The following is a 19324-nucleotide window of genomic DNA, read 5'->3' on the forward strand; positions in this document are numbered from 1 at the left end:
TATCCATGTTTTTCGAGCCGCATAAACGCGATAAGTCGATCCTTCCGCATGATCCGTTCAAGGCGATGATCGCGCCGCGTCCTGTCGGCTGGATTTCGTCGATGAACCGCGCGGGCCAAGTCAATCTCGCGCCCTATTCCTTCTTCAATGCTTTTTGCGATCGGCCGCCGATCGTCGGCTTCTGCAGCGACGGCGAAAAGGATTCAAAGACCTTCGCCGCCGAGAGCGGTGAGTTCGTCTGGAACATGGCGACTTATGCGCTGCGCGATCAGGTGAATGCGTCGTCGGCGCCGCTGCCGCGCGGCGACAGTGAATTCGTCCATGCGGGCTTGGAGACGGCGCCATCGCAGATCGTCAAGGCGCCGCGCGTCGCAGCGAGCCCCTGTGCGCTTGAATGCAAGGTGACGCAGGTTTTCGAACTGACCGACACCGATGGCAAAGGCACCGACCGCTGGATGGTGATCGGTCAGGTGGTCGGGCTGCATGTGGATGACGCGTATATCGCCAACGGTCGCATCGACGTGCTGCGCATGAAGCCGATCGCCCGCTGCGGTTATATGGACTACACGGCGATCGAAAGCTTCTTCCAGATGCAGCGGCCGGCCGGCGCCGGCAATGCCGGTGGCGGCGGCTAGAAGATTGCTTCAGTGTTAGGTGCACCAAACACTGAAGCAAACCTTTAACTCCGCTTTCGCAAAGCGCTCTCGATCTCGGTGAAGATCGCTGGATCGTCGATCGTGGCGGGCATCGACCATGGATCGCCATCGGCGATTTTCTTCATCGTGCCGCGCAGGATCTTGCCGGAGCGGGTCTTGGGCAGGCGGTCGACCGTGACGGCGGTGCGGAAGGACGCGACCGGGCCGATCTTTTCGCGCACCAGATTGACGACTTCCTTTTCGATCTCGGTCTTGTCGCGGGTGACGCCGGATTTCAGCACGATGAAGCCGAGCGGTGCCTCACCTTTAAGTTCATCCTTGGCGCCGATGACGGCGCATTCGGCGACATCGGGATGGGAGGCCAGCACCTCCTCCATGCCGCCCGTCGATAGGCGATGGCCGGCGACGTTGATGATGTCGTCGGTGCGGCCCATGATGTAGAGATAGCCGTCCGTGTCGCGATAGCCGGCGTCCGAGGTTTTGTAGAAACCCGGATAGTCCGTCAGATAGCTTTCGCGCATGCGCTCATCGTTCTGCCACAAGGTTGGCAAGGCGCCTGGCGCCAAGGGCAGACGAATGACGATTGAGCCCATGTCGCCGTCGGCGACAGGCTTGCCGGCTTCATCGACCACCTGAACGTCCCAGCCGGGCATGGCCACGGTCGGCGATCCATATTTCACCGGCAGCATGCCGAGTCCGACCGGATTGGCGGCGATCGGCCAGCCTGTCTCGGTCTGCCACCAATGATCGATCACCGGCAGATTGAGAATTTTCTCCGCCCAATACAGGGTCGGCGGATCGGCGCGCTCCCCGGCCAGGAACAGGGTGCGGAATTTCGACAGTTTGTATTTCTTCAGCTGTTCCGCGTTGGGGTCTTCTTTCTTGATGGCGCGGAAGGCGGTGGGCGCGGTGAACAAGGCGACCACGTCATATTCAGCGATCACGCGCCAGTAGGCGCCGGCGTCCGGCGTGCCGACGGGCTTGCCTTCATAGCAGATCGAGGTCGCGCCATAGATCAGCGGCGCATAAACGATATAGCTGTGGCCGACGACCCAGCCGACATCGGACGCGGCCCAGAATACTTCGCCCGGCGCTATGCCATAGATGTTCTTCATCGACCAGTTGAGCGCGACCATATGGCCGCCGTTGTCGCGCACGACGCCCTTGGGGATGCCGGTGGTGCCCGAAGTGTAGAGAATATAGAGCGGATCGGTGGCGGCGACTTCGACGCAATCGGCGGTCTTGCCGGCCCGTTTGGCGGCGGCCACGGCCTGCGCCCAGTCATGGTCGCGTCCAGCGATCATCGTCGCTTGTTCTTGCGGACGTTGCAGGAGCAGAACGGCGCTGGGCTTGTAGGTGGCGAGATTGATCGCTTCGTCGAGCAGCGGCTTGTATTTGACGATGCGGCCTGGCTCAAGGCCGCAGGACGTGGTGAGGATGAGGGTGGGCTGGGAATCGTCGATGCGCGTTGCCAGTTCCTTGGCGGCGAAGCCGCCGAACACCACCGAATGGATCGCGCCGATGCGGGCGCAGGCCAGCATGGCCATCACCGCTTCCGGGATGGTTGGCATGTAGATGATAACGCGGTCGCCTTTGCCGGCGCCGAGATCGGCGATCACCGCCGCCAGGGTGGCGATCTCGTCGCGCAATTCGCGATAGGTGTAGGCGCGCTTCGTGCCCGCGACGGGACTGTCGTAGATCAGCGCATTCTGTTCGGCACGGCCGCGTTCGACATGGCGGTCGATGGCATTGTAGCAGGTGTTGCAGGTTGCTTCGGGGAACCAGTGTCCGTAGATGCCGGCCTGCGGATCGAAAATGCGCGTTGGTGGCATGATCCAATCGATGCCGCGCGCCGCCTCGGCCCAGAAACCTTCCGGATCATCCTGCCATTGGCTGTAGACTTCGCCATATCGGCTGGTCATGCCGTCCCTCCGTCTCGATTTTTTCGCGGCTCTCCCGCCAGACGTTTGCATATCGGGTAGCATAGGGCGTTGACCATTGAAATCTCGGCAACACTTGAAATCTAGGCAACACGGGGCAATTGGCGCGCCAAGATCCGTCAATAGAATCTTAGGCAAACCGGTGCAGTTTCGACTGTCGGCGGCGCGCGTCGGCATCGGACCGGGACCATGCTCGAACATCTGCGCACGGGCGACTGGCTGACCCGGGAACGGGTCCGTATCATCGCTTTCACCTTGCTGGCCTTTTACGCCTTATCGACCGTCTTGCTCTTTGCGACGTCGAACGGGCGCGTCGATCATTTCGATCGTCCGCTGGGCACCGATTATTCGCAGGTCTGGACCGCTGGCCGTTTCGTGCTGGAAGGTCATCCGGAAAAGCCGTTCGACAACGCCGTGCATGAACGCCGCCAGCAAGAGTATTTCTCGCCGACATCTGGCTTCTTTCACTGGGGCTATCCGCCGTATTTTCTTGTCGTCGCGGCGTTCTTCGCGCTGTTTCCCTATGCTTTATCGCTGGTGCTGTGGCAGGCGGCGACTTTGCCGCTCTATCTCGCCGCCGTGCGACGCATCGTGCCAGTGCAAGATGGGCTGCTGGTGGCAGCGGCTTTTCCCGCGGTCATCGTCAACATCCAACATGGTCACAATGGCTTTCTCAGCGCCGGCTTGATGGCGCTCGCTTTGCTCGCGTTGGAACGACGCCCGGTGATGGCCGGTATTCTGTTTGGATTGCTTGCCTATAAGCCGCAATTCGGTGTGCTCATCCCGGTGGCGCTCGTGGCTGGCGGGCATTGGCGGGCGATCGTTGCCGCTGGAGCAACGATCGCGGTGATGACGCTGGGCACGCTCTGGGCCTTCGGCTGGGAGACGTGGCGCGGCTTCTTCGACATGATGCATTATTCCCGTGTGGTCATTTCCGAACAGGGCGCGACGGGCTGGTACAAGATTCAAACCATCTTTGCCGCGGTGCGCATGTGGGGCGGGTCGATCCCCCTCGCTTATGGGGTGCAGGCCGTCAGCACGTTGAGTTGCGCGGCGATCGTCGCCTGGATGTGGCTCACGCGCGCTGACCGTCGGCTCGCGGCGGCAGCAGTGATGACCGGCGCCTTGCTATCGACGCCCTATGCGCTCGACTACGACATGATGTTGCTGGGCCCGGCCCTCGCCTTTGTCGTGGCCTATGGGCTTGAGAAGGGCTTCCGGCCTTGGGAGAAGACGGCGCTGGCGTTTATTTGGGCCGTGCCGCTGGTGGCGCGCACCTTGGCGTTGGCGACGCTGGTTCCGGTCGGGCAGATCGCCATGGTGGCCTTCATGGCGATCATCTTCAACCGCGCGTTGGCTGAACGTGCGGAGGCGGGGAAGGCGGATGAAAGACGCGGCCTGATGGCGGAGATCGGCGCCTTTTCGGTCGTCGGCGCCATTGGCTTTGCGGTCGATGCTGGTTTGACCTTGCTCTTTGCCAAAGGCTTTGGCTTTTCGGGTTATGCGGCGCGTGTGCCGGCGATGATCATTGCCATCGTTGTCACCTGGCTGCTCAACCGGATCTGGACGTTCCGGTCGAGTGAACCGCGTCTGTTGCGCGAATTCGCCCGCTATGGCGCGGCCAATCTGCTGACGGCCGTGTTCAATTTCGGCATCTATACGCTGGTGTTGTGGTGGCTGTCGCACATGGGCTTGGGGCTCTCGGGCAGCGCCATTCTCGTGGCCCTCATTGCCGGCTCCGGTGCCGCTGCCGTGGCCAATTTCGTGTTGTCGAAATATTTCTCTTTCGCCAGCGGCGCGATCAAGCCCGAGATGGATAAGCCTGGGATCACGCCCTCTGCCGGGCCGATGTAGCGTTTCGCTCAGTCAAACGGCAAATCGCTATAGCTCTGTTCAGCCGCGCGCATTCTTTCTATAAGGGCGTTCTATAAACGTTCGATATTTTCGGCGACGACGGCGCTGAACATCGCAGCGATGGGGCGTCGGACCGCATGATCACGGATTGGCATTTCTACGCGGCGGCGATCCCAGGCACGATTCTGCTCGGTCTCGGCAAGGGCGGCTTCGCCGGTATCGGCATGCTCGCCTTGCCGCTGTTGTCCTTGGTGCTGCCGCCGCTGCAGGCGGCGGCGATCCTGCTGCCGATCCTGATGGTGCAGGATATCGTCGGGGTCTGGGCCTTCCGCCGCGATTTTTCCGCCATGCATCTAAAGCTGCTGTTTCCCGGTGGCATGTTCGGCATGCTGATCGGCTATTTCACCGCATCGCGGGTTTCGACCGGCTTCGTTCTGCTGCTCGTCGGCCTGATCGGCGCGGTTTTCGCGCTCTATCAGTTCCTGCGCTCTCCGCCCGCTGATGCGGCCCCGCGCACGCCAGGCGTGGCTGCGGCATCGTTCTGGTCGACGATTTGTGGCTTTACCAGTTTCATCGCCAATGCCGGCGGCCCACCTTTTCAGGTGGTGATGTTGCCGCAGAAATTATCGCCGCGTGTCTATGCCGGAACGCAGGCGATTTATTTCGCCGTCATCAACTATGTGAAGTTCGTCGGCTTCATTCATCTGGGCCAAGTGTCGATGACCAATTTGACAACGTCGGCGGTGCTGTTTCCGTTGGCGATTGTGGCGACGCTGGGCGGCGTATGGTTGCTCAAGCGCGTTTCTTCCGACAATTTCTATCGCGTCGTCGTGACGCTGACTTTTCTGGTCGGTTTGAAACTGATCTGGGACGGCCTGCGGCAGCTCGGGCTTTTTTAAGCTGTTACTTGTCGGCGGCACCGGTGCCGGTGTCGATGCCGGCTTCCGCCAGTTCGCTCAGCAGTCGTTCGGCAATCGCGTCCTTCATGCCCATGCGCTCAAATCCGCTGCGCAGATCGCCGGCGAACAAGGGGAACGATCTTTCCAGCGTGTTCTTTAAGTCCTGCTTTGTGACGATATCGCCGCGACGGTAAGCGGCGAGAATGCCGGCGAGCAGGGAGTAGGGATTGCGCGATGTCGCGGAGACGCGGCCCCAGTTCTGCACGCCGTTGCGATCGTCGTGCATCAATGCGCCGACAAAGAAATAGAAAGCATATTCATCGCGCAGCAATTCATTCTGCGCGATGGCGGCGTTCAAATGGGTCAGCCCTTCGTCGATCTGACCGAGCAGAATGGATGTGGCGCCTTGTTGCGCCAGCGCATAGGCGGCGGAGGGATTGAGATCGATCGCCCGTTGAATGCTCTCCTCATAACCCTGCTGGTTGCCGGACAGGAATTGGACCATGGCCATGGCGACATGGGGGCGGGGGTGTTGGGAATCGCTGGCGACGGCGCGGCGTGCCGAGGCCATGGCGTCGGCCAATGTGTAGCTACTGTCAGGCCCGTTGACCTTGGTGACATAATCGTCGGCGATCAGCATGGCGCGTAGCGCCGCACCCGTGGCGAAATCGGGCCGAGTGACGAGGGCGATGTCGAGGCAGCTTAGCGCGTCGCGGAAGTTTGCCTGGGTTCGGTCCTGGAAATAGTCGAAAGCGCGAATGACACAGAAGAACGGCCGACGCGCACCGCTATCGGGGCGCGTGCGGCTGCGATAGTCGGCGAAGATCAGTCCATAGGGGCGGGAGATGGCCAGGCCGATATCGGAGGGGCGCCGATCCTGGTCGAAAGATTTCGGGTCGAGCGGGAAATCGCGCAGGTTTCTCGACCAGATCAATTCGCCGCTGGAGACATGGGTGACGCGGACGCGCAGCACTGCCCGATTGTTGCCCAAAGACTCGATCGTCAGGTCGACGCGGTAATCGACCCGCGTGGCGCCGTTGCCGATTCGCTCGATGATGGACATGTCGTCGGCGCGCTCGAATTCATGTTCGATAGCGTCCTTGATGCGCAGCCCGAGCTGATTCAGCTCCGGATCGGTGTTTTCGCGCAGTGCTACGGCGATGGTCGGCTCGACTGGCCGGAAACTGTCGGCGGATTCCGGCGGGTCATTGTCGGCGAAACGCGGGGGAGGGGACGGATTCGCCTCGGGCCGGTCCCATTGTTGCCAGCCGATAAAGCCGGCGAGGCCGGTCAGCAGGATCACCCCGGCGACAAGGGGGAGCCAAAGATTGATGGAACGGGGGCGTCCGGCCGGAGGCGTCGGCCGCTCGGAACCGCGACCGCTGCTACGGTCGTCGGCCATCCGGGCGTCGTTGGAGCGATTTTCGTCGAGGCTCGGGCGGGCATCGGGCGCGTCCCGGCGGATGAATTCCGGAACGTAGCGTCCTTTCGGGATGCGGATCTCGATGGGGGCATCGCGGCCCTGCTCGCGGAAATAGCGCTCCAGCATCCGGCGCAGGCGGGTCGCCTCGACACGGACGATCGAATTGGCCTGGGGGTCGAATGTGTCGTCGCGGCCGTAGACGGTGACGGCGATGGTGAACGCCTTCAGGCGATCCGCCCGGCCTTCCAGGGTTTCGGTGACGATGAATTTCAGGAAGGCGCTGAGGCGGCCGGAGGCCTTGAAATCGTCCTGCGCCAGGATATCGCGCAGCGACGATTCTATCTGTTGCTGCTCGACGTCAGAAAAGAGAGGGCGTTGGGAGGGGCTGTCCGACATCACATTCTAATGTAGCACGTTAGTTCATCGTATAGCGCATCATGGGCCAAACCGAAGCAAAATGAGAGTTTTAATTTAGCGCCATGTAACGTGGCCGGCCGTTTCGCCGCCACTAGCAGGTGAATAACATCGTGGGCTTAGGTAAACTCCTGATATTATAGCACACTTTGTCTGGCTAGCGCGGGCCATCCGCGTCGGGAGACGACTTATGTTGCAGAGCTGCTCTAAGGCCATCGACATGGCCAGCGATCATCTGGATCGCGCCGCTCAGGAAATGGCGCGGGCGGTGGCGGCTCTGAGAAGCGTGTCCGAGGCCGTCAGCGGGGACCGTCGCGACCAAGCGCGGATGATCGGCGAGATGGCGCATGTTCAGGTCGAGATGGCGGCCGGATTGGCGATGCTGGTGCGGCACCTGCCGGCCGGAAAAGTCGACCTCCTGCTGAGCGAGCTGGCTCTGCCGATGACCCTTACCCAAGAGCACCAGCACTAGAGCGCACCAGCACTAGAGCTAGACGGAGCGTTAAGCTCGAGGCGGCCCCACGGCGCCAAAATCCGATACCAACTCCCCCAACATCGATCATCAACCAGCGCGGCCGGGTGCGAGTGCCCCCAGCCGCGTGGTCGTTTTGCCGATAGCCCTGGTCCCGGCGATTTGCCGGGATCCTAAAATGGGTGTTGGTGGATGCGGGATCGAGCGTCAGTGGACGGAGGTGCGACCTTTGCGCAGCTTTTCGATTTGGTCCCGAAGTTTGAGCTTTTTGCGTTTAAGTTCCGCGGTTTTAAGGGGGTCGGAGGCGGGGCTTAGGCGGGAAGTCTCGATCTCTTTCTCGAGGACCGTGTGACGGCGTTCCAATTCAGCAATGTGACTTGTCACTGTCATCCTGCATCTCCTTTCGGTGTTGCGGACATAAAAGTGTGCCACAAAACCGAGAAGGCTCAAGCGGATTTCTGTCGTCTATCCTTCACATTTGGTGAAAGGCGCGGCAAACCCCAAGGAAGCCTTCAAGCAAGCTTAAGAGTGAAATTCAGACTGATGCCAACGTGCGCATTGCAAGCGTTGTATAGGTTAATATCATTGCGAAACTGTCTGTCGGCTGGAGCGTCGTCGGGCGATTCGTGTCCTGCGGGTGCTGAAAAGAAATGCCGATCAGACTAAGCGAAGAAGAGCAGGCTGCTTTTACGGCAGAGCTTGAGCGGCTGCGAGAGGAGCATCGCGATCTCGATGCAGCGATTGCCGCCTTGCAGGCCGTGGGCACGGTCGATCAGTTGCAGATGCAGCGTTTGAAGAAGCGCAAATTGCTGTTGCGCGATCGAATCCAGGCCATTGAGGACCAATTGACGCCAGACATCATCGCTTGACCGCTCGTGCAGCGCGGCTTGCGAGGGCGCGACGCTTCGTCTAAGCGGGGTGCGAAAAAGTGGACACCGGTTTTTCGCTAAAATCCCACTCTACTTTTCGGAATCGATCACGTCCCATAGTTTTAGATCGATTCGATCCCAAACTATCGTGATCCAAAACTATCGTGATCTATGTCCGCCAGCGCAGCGGTCCCATAGGGGATATCCAATCGTGATTCAGACCTCCGTTCCGGTCGCCATCATCATGGGAAGCCAGTCCGACTGGGAAACCATGCGTCACGCCGCCGAGACGCTGGAGGTGCTTGGAATCAGCTTCGAGGCGCGGATCGTCTCGGCTCATCGCACCCCCGATCGGCTCGTTTCCTTCGCCAAAGGGGCGCGCGCGGCTGGTTTTAAGGTCATTATCGCCGGCGCCGGCGGCGCGGCGCATTTGCCGGGCATGACCGCGTCGATGACGCCGCTGCCGGTTTTCGGCGTGCCGGTGGAATCCAAGGCGCTGTCGGGCATGGATTCATTGCTCTCGATCGTGCAGATGCCGGCCGGTATCCCGGTTGGAACCCTGGCGATCGGCCGGGCCGGGGCGGTCAATGCGGCGCTATTAGCCGCTTCCGTTTTGAGTCTACAGGATGCGGCGCTCGCGGTTCGTCTCGATAACTGGCGGGCGGCGCAAAGCGACGGCGTCGCTGAAAAGCCGAGTGGTAACTGAGCGGATGGCTATTTCGCATACGCCGCTTCCGCCCGTCGCGCCGGGCGCCACCATTGGAATTCTGGGATCGGGCCAGCTTGGCCGCATGCTGGCGCTCGCCGCGGCCAATCTCGGGCTGAAAACCCATATTTTCGCGCCCGAGCGTGGGCCGGCCTGCGATGTCTCGACCTTTATGACGATCGCCAACTACGACGACGAGCAAGCGCTGGCGAGCTTCGCCGATGCCGTCGCTGTGGTCACCTACGAATTCGAGAACGTGCCGGCCGCGACCGCCGCCTTTCTGTCCGCGCGACTGCCGGTTTTACCCGACGCGCTGGCGCTGGCGACGACCCAGGACCGGCTGGTGGAGAAGGATTTTCTCAACGGCATCGGTATTCCGACAGCGCCCTATAAGGCGGTCGACGATGCTGGCAGCCTGGCCCGCGCGGTGGCGCAGATCGGCCGGCCGTCGATCCTGAAAACCCGCCGTTTCGGCTATGATGGCAAGGGCCAAGCCCTGGTGCGCGAAGGGGCGGATCTTTCCAGCGTTTTCGGCGGCCTCGGCGGTCAAGCCTGCATTCTCGAGGGCATGGTGTCCTTCGTCCGCGAGGTGTCGGTGATCGCCGCGCGTGGCCGCGATGGTTCCTTTGCCGCCTGGGATGTGTGCGAGAACGAGCACGAGCATCATATCCTCGCCCGCACCTTGGTGCCGGCCCGGATTTCCGCCGCCACCGCCCATCAGGCGACGGAAATCACCCGCCGAATCGTCGATGCGCTGGGCTATGTCGGCGTAATCGCGGTGGAAATGTTCGTCGTCGAGGACAAGCGCTCAGGCGCTGAGAGCCTTGTCGTTAACGAAATCGCCCCGCGCGTACACAATTCCGGCCATTGGACCATGGATGGCGCGGTCACATCGCAGTTTTCTCAGCATATTCGGGCGATCTGCGGCTGGCCGCTGGGATCGCCGCGCCGGCACGGGCGTATCGAAATGCGCAATCTGATCGGCGAAGACATCCATTTGTGGCGCGATATCCTGGGCGATGGCGCGGCTGGGCTGCATATTTATGGCAAGCATGAAGCGCGTAGCGGCCGCAAAATGGGCCATGTGACGCGCGTTTTGCCGGAAGAATCGGGCGACTGATCCCTAAAAGGCCCTGGTCAAGCTGCCGAAATTGAAAAAGCGGCGGTTTGGCGGGGGGATCCGTGTGGACATGCTGGACAGAGGGGGGCGATTCTGCTACTTCCGCGCCCACGGTACGGCGCCTCTGTCGCGCCGACAAAAGTCTTTTTCCCTTTTTCCGGGGCGGAAACAGAGTTTTCTGCTCCATAGAACAGGATCGACGCGTGCAAGTTCTCGTTCGCGACAACAATGTTGACCAAGCCCTCAAGGCGCTGAAGAAGAAAATGCAGCGCGAGGGTATTTTCCGCGAGATGAAGCTCCGCGGTCATTATGAGAAGCCGTCTGAAAAGCGCGCTCGTGAAAAGGCTGAGGCCGTTCGTCGCGCCCGTAAGCTCGCTCGCAAGAAAATGCAGCGTGAAGGCCTCATTCCGATGAAGCCGAAGCCGGTTATGGGCGCGCGCTGAGACGGTTAGCAGCGCGTTAAGATTTTTCGCGTTTTTGTAGCTGGCGCCCGTGGGAAAACTCCCTCCGGGCGCCGCCGCATTTAAAGGTTAATTTTGCCGGGCTCCGTGGCTATTTTGCTGGTGTGCCCAGGTTGGAGTGCGCCAGGCCGCTTAGTTGCGGCAGGCAGAAAGACGTGAGTATCAAAATGAATCTTCGCGCCGTTTCGCTGGACCGCCTGCCCGGTATGGGGTTTGTGGTAATCGCCTCGGTTTTGTCCCTGGCGTTGGCCGGGTGTGAAAGTGTCGGCGGACTTGGTTCACGCGGTGGCGTGACGCCTTCGAGCGAAATCAGCGAAGATTGCGCCGCGATCCAGACCAATGTCGCCTCGCTGACCGAAGTGGTGCAGCGCAATCCCAACGATCCGCAGGCCTACAACACCCGCGGCGCCGCTTACGCCAAATGCGGGCGCTATCAGGAAGCGATCACCGACTTCAGCAATGCGATCAAGGCCGATCCGCAGAATGCGCCGGCCTTTACCAATCGTGGTCTTGCTTACCAGCGCATCGGCCGCAACGATCAGGCGCAGCAGGATTTCACCCGCGCCATCGAAGCCAATCCGCGTCATGCGCCGGCCTATCTCGCCCGCGCCAATCTGCTGCGTTCGCAGAACCAGCTCGATCAGGCGATGAGCGATCTCAATCAAGCGATCCGCCTCAATCCGGAGCAGGCGCAGGCCTTTCACGCACGCGGCCTGATCTATCAGCGCAATGGCGATCATGCCCGCGCCATCACCGATTTCGACAATGCGATCGATCGCGATCCGTTCAACGCGCCGCCCTATCAGGCGCGCGGTCAGAGCCTGACGGTCGTCGGCAAGTATGACGCGGCGATCGAAGACTTCAACGCGGCGCTGAACATCAACAACAGCAATGCCGATGCCTGGGCGGGTCTTGGCCTGGCCTATGAGCGCAAGGGCGACCGGACGAAGGCGCAGGAAAGCTATGCCCGCGCTCTGGCGGTCAATCCGAACAATCAGTTCGCCCGGGAAGGCCAGTCGCGCGTCGGTCGCGGCTGAGCCAACTTATAGACGCCGCCTAATGGGCGGCTGTCTCTAGCGCTTCTGTAGTACGTCCGGGTTGACCACATTGGTTGGCGTTCCGGCGGCAAATGCAACGATCTGATCGAAAATGTCTGCGAACTGAAGATCGTACTCCTCGCGGGTGACGTAGCCGATATGCGGCGTGCAGATGACATTGGGCATCGCGAGCAAAGCATGTTTGCCGGGCGGGAGAGGCTCGACCTCATAGACATCGATCGCCGCGAAACCGGGGCGCCCATTGCGTAACGCCGACTCAAGAGCGCCCGGCTCGATCAATCCGGCCCGGCTGGTGTTGATCAATGTGGCGGATGGTTTCATCTGAGCCAGATCGGTCGCCGTGACGATGTGGCGTGTGGCCGGGACGAGGCGCATGTGAAGGGTGATAAAATCGCTCTCACGGAAGAGCGTCTCCTTGTCGGGAGCCGTCGCGTATCCATCCGTTGCCGCCTGGGCGCGCGTTGTCTCGCGTGACCAAACGAGGACGTTCATGCCGAAAGCCACGGCATAGCTGGCCACCGCTTTGCTGATGCGACCATAGCCATAAATGCCGAGTGTTTTGCCGCGTAGGGTTGTGCCAACGCCAATCTGCCAGCCGCCGCTTTGCAGCGACGTCATTTGCTGAGGAATGGCGCGCGCTGAAGCCAGCATCAAAGCGAAGGTCATTTCCGCCGTCGCGTAAGAAGGCGAACCTGCGTGCTGATCGGACGACACAACGATGCCACACTCCGTGCAGGCATCGATGTCGATATGTGGGTAGACACTACGCTGGCTGATTAATTTCAGGTGGGGCAAGCGCTCGAGCAACGGGCGACGGATGGCCGTGCGTTCGCGGAACAGGACGAGGGCCTCGGTGTCTTTCAATCGTTCAGCCAACGCATCGATATTCTCGACATGGTCGTGATGAACCGTGACATCGTGACCGTTCAGCTTTGCAAAACACGGCAATCCGCGCAACGTGTCCTGCCAGTCATCCAAAATCGTGACACGCATCGTTCAACACCACCGTTCTAAGAAGCTCTCCTTTGATTATCGGATTTCTTGTCTTGGCTCCACTCAAGCGGGATGCTGGAAAACTCTCCGTTGTCATTCCCGCCGCGCCGGAGGCGCGAGCGGAGAATCCAGAGCCAGTGGTAACGCCATGCGTTGTTGCCGCGCGTCACCTAAGCCTCGCAAGCAGCGCTTTACCGCTCGCTCCGGACACCCAGGTCTTGAACGTCATGCGCGGATTAAGCGCCGATGTGGCACTTGCGATAAAGTTCGAAGCGGTAGGACCTGACGGTCTGGCCGCCACGACTGGGTGGAATCACCCAACGGCCCCGTGAATTCCGCGCCGCGTAGATCGCGAAGACATCAGCGTAGCACTGCGCATTCTCGGCGAAGTGACCGCGGCGTTGAGCGACAAGCAGGCCCGCTTCCTTTGCGGTCCGCGCATCGGCAGGCGATGCGCAAGCAAGAACGCCAGCAACGCATGTCATCGTGAGAACAGATCGCATGAGAGTCCTCCCCAGTGGCTCACAGGCGCAAGTTAGCAGTGGCGTGCAGGGGCCACAATCAACTGGGTTAGACGAAGATTTGTCGATTTACGAGCTTATCGATTTACGATCTTATCAATCCAGTCCAGCGTGTGCGCCATAACATCGGGGACCGCCAGAACGAGATGGCCGCGTCCCGGCACGTGGATGAACTCCTTCGGCTGTGGCGCCAGCGCGAAGAGTTTTTCGCCGAAGCGGATTGGCACGACGCGGTCTTGATCGCCCTGCATGACGAGGAGCGGCGCTTTGATCTCGCCGATCTTCAGGTCAGAGCGGAATTGGTCGGTGAGCAGCAGTCCGACCGGAAACATCCAATAACGATCCGAGGCGACGTCGAGGATCGACGAATAGGGCGCATCGAGGATGACCCCGGCGGAGGCGAGGCGCGCGGCGAGCGCCACGGCGGGGCCGCTGCCAAGCGATTCGCCGACGATGATGAGGCGCTTGGGCGTGCCGACGATGGCGAGCGCGGCCGCATAGGCGGCCTCCGCATCGCGCATGAGGCCTTCTTCGCTGGGTGAGCCGGTCGAGCCGCCATAGCCGCGCCAGTCGATAGCGAGCAGGCCGTTGCCGTTGGCCGTCAGGCCGGCGAAGCGTGCCGTGCGGCCAGAGAGATTGCCAGCATTGCCGTGCAGATAGAGCAGAATCGGCTTGCCGTCAGCCGGCGGCACGTACCAGGCGTTCAGCGTCTCACGATCGGCGGTGGTGATCTGGCGGCTGACGGCGCCGGGCAGGGCGGCTGGAATCTCTGCCACCGCCGTGTTGGGGACATACAGCAATTGCCGCTGGGCAAAATAAAGAACGGCGGCCGCCCCAAGATAGGCGACCGCCGCGAGATAGAGCAGATATCGGAGCCAACGCATCATTGGTTGGCTCGCGTGTTGCGCTTAGTGCCCAAGAGCCTTGACGATATTTTCGACCATCTTCTTGGCGTCGGCGAAGAGCATCATCGTATTGTCCTTGAAGAACAGCTCGTTCTCGACGCCGGCATAGCCCGAACCCATGCCGCGCTTGATGAACAGCACGGTCTTCGCCTTCTCGACGTCGAGGATCGGCATGCCGAAGATCGGCGACTTCGGATCGGTCTTGGCCGACGGGTTGGTGACGTCATTGGCGCCGATGACGAAGGCGACGTCCGCCTGGGCGAATTCCGAGTTGATGTCTTCGAGCTCGAACACTTCGTCGTAAGGCACGTTGGCTTCGGCCAGCAGCACGTTCATATGGCCCGGCATACGGCCTGCCACCGGATGAATGGCGTAGGAAACGTCGACGCCTTCCTTCTTCAGCATGTCAGCCATTTCGCGCAGCGCATGCTGCGCCTGCGCCACCGCCATGCCATAGCCCGGCACGATGATGACCTTGCCGGCGTTCTTCATGATGTAGGCCGCGTCTTCCGCCGAGCCCTGCTTGACCGGGCGGCTTTCGACCGCGCCGGCAGCAGCCGCATCGGTTTCGCCGCCGAAGCCGCCGAGGATGACCGAGATGAACGAGCGGTTCATGCCCTTGCACATGATGTAGCTCAGGATGGCGCCCGAGGAGCCAACCAGCGCGCCGGTGATGATCAACGCCAGATTGCCGAGCGTGAAGCCGATGCCCGCCGCTGCCCAGCCGGAATAGGAGTTGAGCATCGAGACAACGACAGGCATGTCGGCGCCGCCGATGGGAACGATCAGCAGCACGCCCAGGGCAAAGGCCGCCAGGACGATCAGCCAGAAGGCGGCATGGCTTTCGGTCACCATGAAGATGATGATCAGGATGACGGTCGCCGCTGCCAGCGCGCTGTTGATGACATGACGCTGCGGCAGCATGATCGGCTTGCCCGACATGCGTCCGTCAAGCTTGGCGAAGGCGATGATCGAGCCGGTGAAGGTGATCGCGCCGATGGCCGCGCCGAGCGCCATTTCCACCAGGCTGGCGCCATGGATGGCGCCGACTGCGCCGATGCCGAAGGCCTGCGGCGCATAGAGCGCACCAGCCGCCACGAGCACGGCGGCAAGGCCGACGAGCGCGTGGAAGAAGGCGACCAGCTGCGGCATGTCGGTCATCTTCACGGTGCGGGCGCGCCAGGCGCCAATACCACCGCCGATGGCGATGCCGACGATGACCAGGATCCAGGCCGAGAGGCCCGACGGCATCTTATAGGCAAGCGTCGTCACGACCGCGAGGCCCATGCCGATCATGCCGAAGAGATTGCCCTGGCGCGACGTGGCGGGCGAGGACAGCCCGCGCAGCGACAGGATGAAGAGAATGCCGGAGATGAGATAGAGAAGCGTGGCGAGATTGGCGTTCATAACCGGCTCACCCCTTCTTCTTGTACATGGACAGCATGCGTTCGGTGACGAGGAAGCCACCGAAGATGTTCACGCAGGCCAGGATCAGCGCGACGAAGCCGAAGACACGGGCCCAGAGCGGGCCGTCGTCGCCCGGCGTCGACGCATCGACACCGACCGAGAGCAAAGCGCCGACGACGATGACCGAGGAAATGGCGTTGGTCACCGACATCAGCGGCGTGTGTAGCGCCGGCGTCACCGACCAGACGACGTAATAGCCGACGAAGACGGCCATGACGAAAACGGCGAGACGAAAGACGAAGGGATCGATCGCTCCGCCAGACGCTGCATGGGCGGCGCTGCCAGCGGCGGCGGCGAGCGTGTCAGCGTAGTTCTGCGCGGCTGTGGAGACTGCGTCGATGAATTGTTTGCTTGCTTCATTGGCCATAGGTCGCTCCTCGCGTCAGTCTCACGCCTTCGGCTGGAAATTCGGGTGAACGACGGCGCCGCCCCGCGTCAGCAAGGTCGCCTTGACGAGTTCGTCGTCCCAATTGATCGCCAGCGCCTTCTTTTCCTTGTCGATCATGGTCTCGACGAAGGCGTAGAGGTTCTTGGCGTAGAGGCTGGAGGCCGTGGCTGCGAGGCGGCCGGGCACATTGAGATGGCCGACGATCTTGACGCCGTTGTCGGTGACATAGACTTCGCCGGGCTTGGCCAGTTCGCAATTGCCGCCGCGCTCGACGGCGAGGTCGACGATCACCGAGCCCGGACGCATCGAGCGCACCATGTCGGCAGAGATCAGTTTGGGGGCCGGGCGGCCGGGAATGAGCGCCGTGGTGACGACGATGTCCTGTTTGGCGATATGAGTGGCGGTCAACGCCGCCTGTTTCGCCTGGTATTCTTTGGACATTTCCTTGGCGTAGCCGCCGGCTGTCTGGGCCTGCTGGAATTCTTCGTCCTCGACGGCCAAGAACTTCGCGCCGAGCGATTCCACCTGTTCCTTGGTCGCCGGCCGCACGTCGGTGGCGGTGACGATGGCGCCGAGGCGGCGGGCGGTGGCGATGGCCTGCAGGCCGGCGACACCGACGCCCATGATGAAGATGCGCGCCGCCGGCACGGTGCCGGCCGCCGTCATCATCATCGGCAGAGCGCGGCCATATTCGCCAGCGCCATCGATCACGGCGCGATAGCCGGCGAGGTTGGCCTGCGACGATAGAATGTCCATCGCCTGCGCGCGGGTGATGCGCGGCATGAATTCCATGGCGAAAGCCTCGACGCCGGCATCGGCCATGGCCTTGAGGGCGTCGTCATTGCCATAGGGGTCCATGGTGGCGATGACCGCCGCGCCCTTGGGCACATGCGACAGCAGCTCGGCCGAGGGACGCCGCACGGCGAGAACCACTTCGGCGCCGCTGAGGGCGTCAGCGGCGGACGGTGCGACCTTGGCGCCGGCCGTTTCGAATTCGCTATCGGGTATGCCGGCTTTGATGCCCGCTCCGCTCTGCACCGTCACCGTGGCGCCCAGGCCGATGAATTTCTTCACCGTTTCTGGCGTGGCCGCGACGCGCGTCTCATTGCCTTCGGTTTCAATTGGAACAGCAATGCGCATGCAACGCTCCGGGGTTGGGACGGTCAGGCAGCCGCGCTCAGAAACTGGGAGCGGCGGGTGCGGGCGTGGAAGGGCAGATGGGCCGGCAAATTGTGCAGCTGCAAATTTGCCCAGCCTGCGACACTCAGAGCAGCGTGCCTGCTAGAGCAGGGTGACTGCCATGAAAACCATGATCGCGATGCAGAAAATCGTGGCGCCCTTGGCCAGCGTGAGGAACAGCGCGTAGGTTTTTTCGTGTTCCGCGTAATCCATATCGGGATGCGCAGTTGTTTCAGCGTGGTTATCGGCCATCATATCCTCAAGAAAACTAAAAAAGCCCCGTCCGATGTAGCGGAATTGTGGCGGTGGGGCAATTGCCGACGCCATAATCAGAGGCGACAGATTGTCAAAGATCGTGCCGTGAGCTTGTCAATATAAAGCGTCCATTTTCCGGGCTTTATCAGGCACCGTGTGATTTACCCACGGATCGATGCAGCGCCGCCGGATCGATCAACAGAAAGGCCAGCGCTGTAAGCGCTGGCCTGGGTTGGAAACGGAATGAATGAAGCCCGTTGTTAGTGGTGGTGATGGCCTTCCTCGCCGCCGCCACCGCTCGCGGGGGCCGAGGGCGCGCCGATGGGGCTCACCGCCCAGTTGAGATTGAGCGTACCGGCTTTCTCGAAGATCAGGGTGCCAGAGACTGGCTTGCCTTCGGCGATCGGCGCGGTCAGTCCGTTGAACATCAGGTGATAGCCGCCGGGCTTCAGGTCCACCGTCGCGCCGGGCGCGATTTCGAGGCCCTTCGGCAATTGCCGCATGCGCATCATGCCATTGTCCATGGACATTTCATGCACTTCGACCTTGGCTGCATTGGGGAAGGTGCCGCCAATCAGCCGGTCGGGCTCGGTGCCAGTGTTGGTGATGCTGAGATAACCGCCGCCGACCGGCGCACCCTTTGGCGTGGCGCGTGTCCAAGGCGTCGAGACCTTGATCTTGCCGATCGTATATTCGCTCGGCGCCGGCGCCGTGGCGGTGGCCACGACACGCACCACAGGCGCACCTGCGGCCACGCGTTCCGAACCTGTGGGAATGTCGGTCCAGTTCGCCGTGCCCTTCTCGCATTCTTGCACGGTGGGGAAATACAGCTTCGTGCCGTCTTGGAGGTCCTTGGAGATCGTGCCGATAAAGATGAACTCGTCATAATTGTCGTCGGGCAGCTTGCCGCTCCAGACGATTTCCTTGACGCCTTCGGCTACGGGCGTGCCGTGATCCTGATAGGTCTTGGCGTAGGCGGCTTTCACGGTTGAGAGCTCCCAGCCGGCCTTCGGCATGGGCTTTACCGAATAGATGCCTTCGGGAATGCGGACACGGACTTTCAGCGTGGCGGTGCCTTCGCAGCCGTGCGGCACGCGCAGAACGCCACGATAGGTGGCGCCGGCCTTGCCCTCGCCTTGTTGCAGGGTGGCATGGGCTTGCGCCAGGCCGGTGAAAGCGAGCGTGCAGAGTGCGGCCAGTGCCGCTTTGGTGGGATACGTGGTCATCGATCGATCCTTGCAATGGAAACTATCCGCTGACGCGGACTTTGGGTGTTTCAGGCGATGGGATCGATCATTGGGGGCCCGCGCACGGGGGCGCCTTCGCGGCCGCCTGGTGCGGGGAAGAGAAGCGAGGCATGGACGCCCGTCTGTTCATCGAACGAGGCAGAGCGCTGTGGCGGCTGATAGGCCGGCGCATGGGGCGTCGATGCGACGAAGTGGAAACAGGAGACCGGGCAGAGCGACGAGCCGTCATGGCCGGCGCGGTGTGGCGGTGGATCGCCAGGATTGCCCGACCAATCCGACAGACAGAGCACGCCGACGCCAGCCGGCAGGGACGAGGCGGCGGCCGAGCGCACCACCGCATCGACAAAACCCATGCCGAGCATTGCATGGACGGCCAGAATGACCAGTCCAAGGCGCAGGGAGGTGAAGCGGAATGCGAAAGCGCGGCGCATGGAGCATTCCCGCCATGCCCCTGTCCGCGCGTCAAGCGCGGGCAGGGCCGTTTCAAGCAGCTTTGA

General features: G+C 61.7%; 21 protein-coding genes. 9 read left to right on the forward strand and 12 right to left on the reverse strand.

Annotated elements, in window-relative coordinates:
• Positions 1-5 precede the first annotated feature (5 nt).
• The gene (locus BLW50_RS26470; protein WP_090707901.1) at positions 6-635 is read left to right on the forward strand and encodes a flavin reductase family protein; all 630 of its coding nucleotides are present in this window, start codon (positions 6-8) and stop codon (positions 633-635) included.
• Between the two features lie 44 nt (positions 636-679).
• On the opposite strand, the gene BLW50_RS26475 is transcribed toward BLW50_RS26470, so the two are convergent.
• Positions 680-2578, reverse strand: coding sequence for a propionyl-CoA synthetase (locus tag BLW50_RS26475; protein WP_090707904.1), 1899 nt, complete (start codon positions 2576-2578; stop codon positions 680-682).
• Positions 2579-2785: 207 nt separating this feature from the next.
• On the opposite strand from BLW50_RS26475, the gene BLW50_RS26480 reads away from it, so the two are divergent.
• Together BLW50_RS26480 and BLW50_RS26485 are read left to right on the forward strand one after the other, a co-directional pair.
• Positions 2786-4450: a glycosyltransferase 87 family protein gene (locus BLW50_RS26480; RefSeq protein ID WP_090707906.1), complete on the forward strand. Its 1665-nt coding sequence runs from the start codon at positions 2786-2788 to the stop codon at positions 4448-4450.
• 137 nt (positions 4451-4587) lie between these two features.
• Positions 4588-5349, forward strand: a complete 762-nt coding sequence (locus BLW50_RS26485) for a sulfite exporter TauE/SafE family protein (RefSeq protein ID WP_090707908.1) — start codon at positions 4588-4590, stop codon at positions 5347-5349.
• A gap of 4 nt (positions 5350-5353) precedes the next feature.
• On the opposite strand, the gene BLW50_RS26490 is transcribed toward BLW50_RS26485, so the two are convergent.
• The gene (locus tag BLW50_RS26490; protein ID WP_090707911.1) at positions 5354-7168 is read right to left on the reverse strand and encodes a tetratricopeptide repeat protein; all 1815 of its coding nucleotides are present in this window, start codon (positions 7166-7168) and stop codon (positions 5354-5356) included.
• Between the two features lie 208 nt (positions 7169-7376).
• Here BLW50_RS26490 and BLW50_RS26495 point away from each other — a divergent pair, with 208 nt between their 5' ends.
• On the forward strand, positions 7377-7658 hold the full coding sequence (locus tag BLW50_RS26495) for a hypothetical protein (RefSeq protein ID WP_090707914.1): 282 nt from the start codon (positions 7377-7379) through the stop codon (positions 7656-7658).
• Between the two features lie 207 nt (positions 7659-7865).
• Here BLW50_RS26495 and BLW50_RS26500 read toward each other — a convergent pair whose 3' ends face one another.
• Entirely contained in the window at positions 7866-8048 is a 183-nt protein-coding gene (locus BLW50_RS26500) for a YdcH family protein (protein ID WP_090707917.1), read from the reverse strand.
• A 260-nt stretch (positions 8049-8308) separates the two neighbouring features.
• Here BLW50_RS26500 and BLW50_RS26505 point away from each other — a divergent pair, with 260 nt between their 5' ends.
• The 5 genes from BLW50_RS26505 (at position 8309) to BLW50_RS26525 (ending at position 11851) form a co-directional block, all read left to right on the forward strand.
• Positions 8309-8527, forward strand: a complete 219-nt coding sequence (locus BLW50_RS26505; RefSeq protein WP_090707920.1) for a YdcH family protein — start codon at positions 8309-8311, stop codon at positions 8525-8527.
• A gap of 244 nt (positions 8528-8771) precedes the next feature.
• Positions 8772-9233 carry a 5-(carboxyamino)imidazole ribonucleotide mutase gene (gene purE, locus BLW50_RS26510; protein WP_090709770.1) on the forward strand — a complete coding sequence of 154 codons (462 nt, stop codon included), beginning with the start codon at positions 8772-8774 and terminating at the stop codon, positions 9231-9233.
• 4 nt (positions 9234-9237) lie between these two features.
• Positions 9238-10353, forward strand: coding sequence for a 5-(carboxyamino)imidazole ribonucleotide synthase (locus BLW50_RS26515; protein ID WP_090707922.1), 1116 nt, complete (start codon positions 9238-9240; stop codon positions 10351-10353).
• A gap of 203 nt (positions 10354-10556) precedes the next feature.
• Positions 10557-10796 (forward strand): 30S ribosomal protein S21, encoded by a 240-nt coding sequence (rpsU, locus tag BLW50_RS26520; RefSeq protein WP_090707924.1) that lies wholly within the window; start codon positions 10557-10559, stop codon positions 10794-10796.
• A 173-nt stretch (positions 10797-10969) separates the two neighbouring features.
• A complete protein-coding gene (locus tag BLW50_RS26525; protein ID WP_348272870.1) occupies positions 10970-11851 on the forward strand; it encodes a tetratricopeptide repeat protein in 882 nt (293 codons plus the stop codon).
• Between the two features lie 36 nt (positions 11852-11887).
• Here BLW50_RS26525 and BLW50_RS26530 read toward each other — a convergent pair whose 3' ends face one another.
• From BLW50_RS26530 to BLW50_RS26570, 9 genes are all read right to left on the reverse strand, one after another.
• Positions 11888-12865, reverse strand: coding sequence for a D-2-hydroxyacid dehydrogenase family protein (locus tag BLW50_RS26530; RefSeq protein WP_090707929.1), 978 nt, complete (start codon positions 12863-12865; stop codon positions 11888-11890).
• 236 nt (positions 12866-13101) lie between these two features.
• Positions 13102-13368 carry a hypothetical protein gene (locus BLW50_RS26535; protein ID WP_139267755.1) on the reverse strand — a complete coding sequence of 89 codons (267 nt, stop codon included), beginning with the start codon at positions 13366-13368 and terminating at the stop codon, positions 13102-13104.
• Positions 13369-13463: 95 nt separating this feature from the next.
• On the reverse strand, positions 13464-14273 hold the full coding sequence (locus tag BLW50_RS26540) for an alpha/beta hydrolase (RefSeq protein ID WP_090707934.1): 810 nt from the start codon (positions 14271-14273) through the stop codon (positions 13464-13466).
• Positions 14274-14294: 21 nt separating this feature from the next.
• Positions 14295-15698: an NAD(P)(+) transhydrogenase (Re/Si-specific) subunit beta gene (locus tag BLW50_RS26545; protein WP_090707936.1), complete on the reverse strand. Its 1404-nt coding sequence runs from the start codon at positions 15696-15698 to the stop codon at positions 14295-14297.
• 7 nt (positions 15699-15705) lie between these two features.
• A complete protein-coding gene (locus BLW50_RS26550; RefSeq protein ID WP_090707938.1) occupies positions 15706-16125 on the reverse strand; it encodes an NAD(P) transhydrogenase subunit alpha part 2 in 420 nt (139 codons plus the stop codon).
• A gap of 21 nt (positions 16126-16146) precedes the next feature.
• The gene (locus tag BLW50_RS26555; protein ID WP_090707941.1) at positions 16147-17286 is read right to left on the reverse strand and encodes a Re/Si-specific NAD(P)(+) transhydrogenase subunit alpha; all 1140 of its coding nucleotides are present in this window, start codon (positions 17284-17286) and stop codon (positions 16147-16149) included.
• 141 nt (positions 17287-17427) lie between these two features.
• Positions 17428-17577 (reverse strand): aa3-type cytochrome c oxidase subunit IV, encoded by a 150-nt coding sequence (locus BLW50_RS26560; RefSeq protein ID WP_139267756.1) that lies wholly within the window; start codon positions 17575-17577, stop codon positions 17428-17430.
• Between the two features lie 263 nt (positions 17578-17840).
• A complete protein-coding gene (locus tag BLW50_RS26565; RefSeq protein ID WP_090707945.1) occupies positions 17841-18806 on the reverse strand; it encodes a DUF1775 domain-containing protein in 966 nt (321 codons plus the stop codon).
• Between the two features lie 50 nt (positions 18807-18856).
• Positions 18857-19258, reverse strand: coding sequence for a hypothetical protein (locus tag BLW50_RS26570; protein ID WP_090707948.1), 402 nt, complete (start codon positions 19256-19258; stop codon positions 18857-18859).
• Between the last annotated feature and the right edge of the window lie 66 nt (positions 19259-19324).

This window comes from Beijerinckia sp. 28-YEA-48 (genome assembly GCF_900104955.1).
In the GTDB taxonomy this organism is placed as follows: Bacteria; Pseudomonadota; Alphaproteobacteria; order Rhizobiales; family Beijerinckiaceae; genus Terripilifer.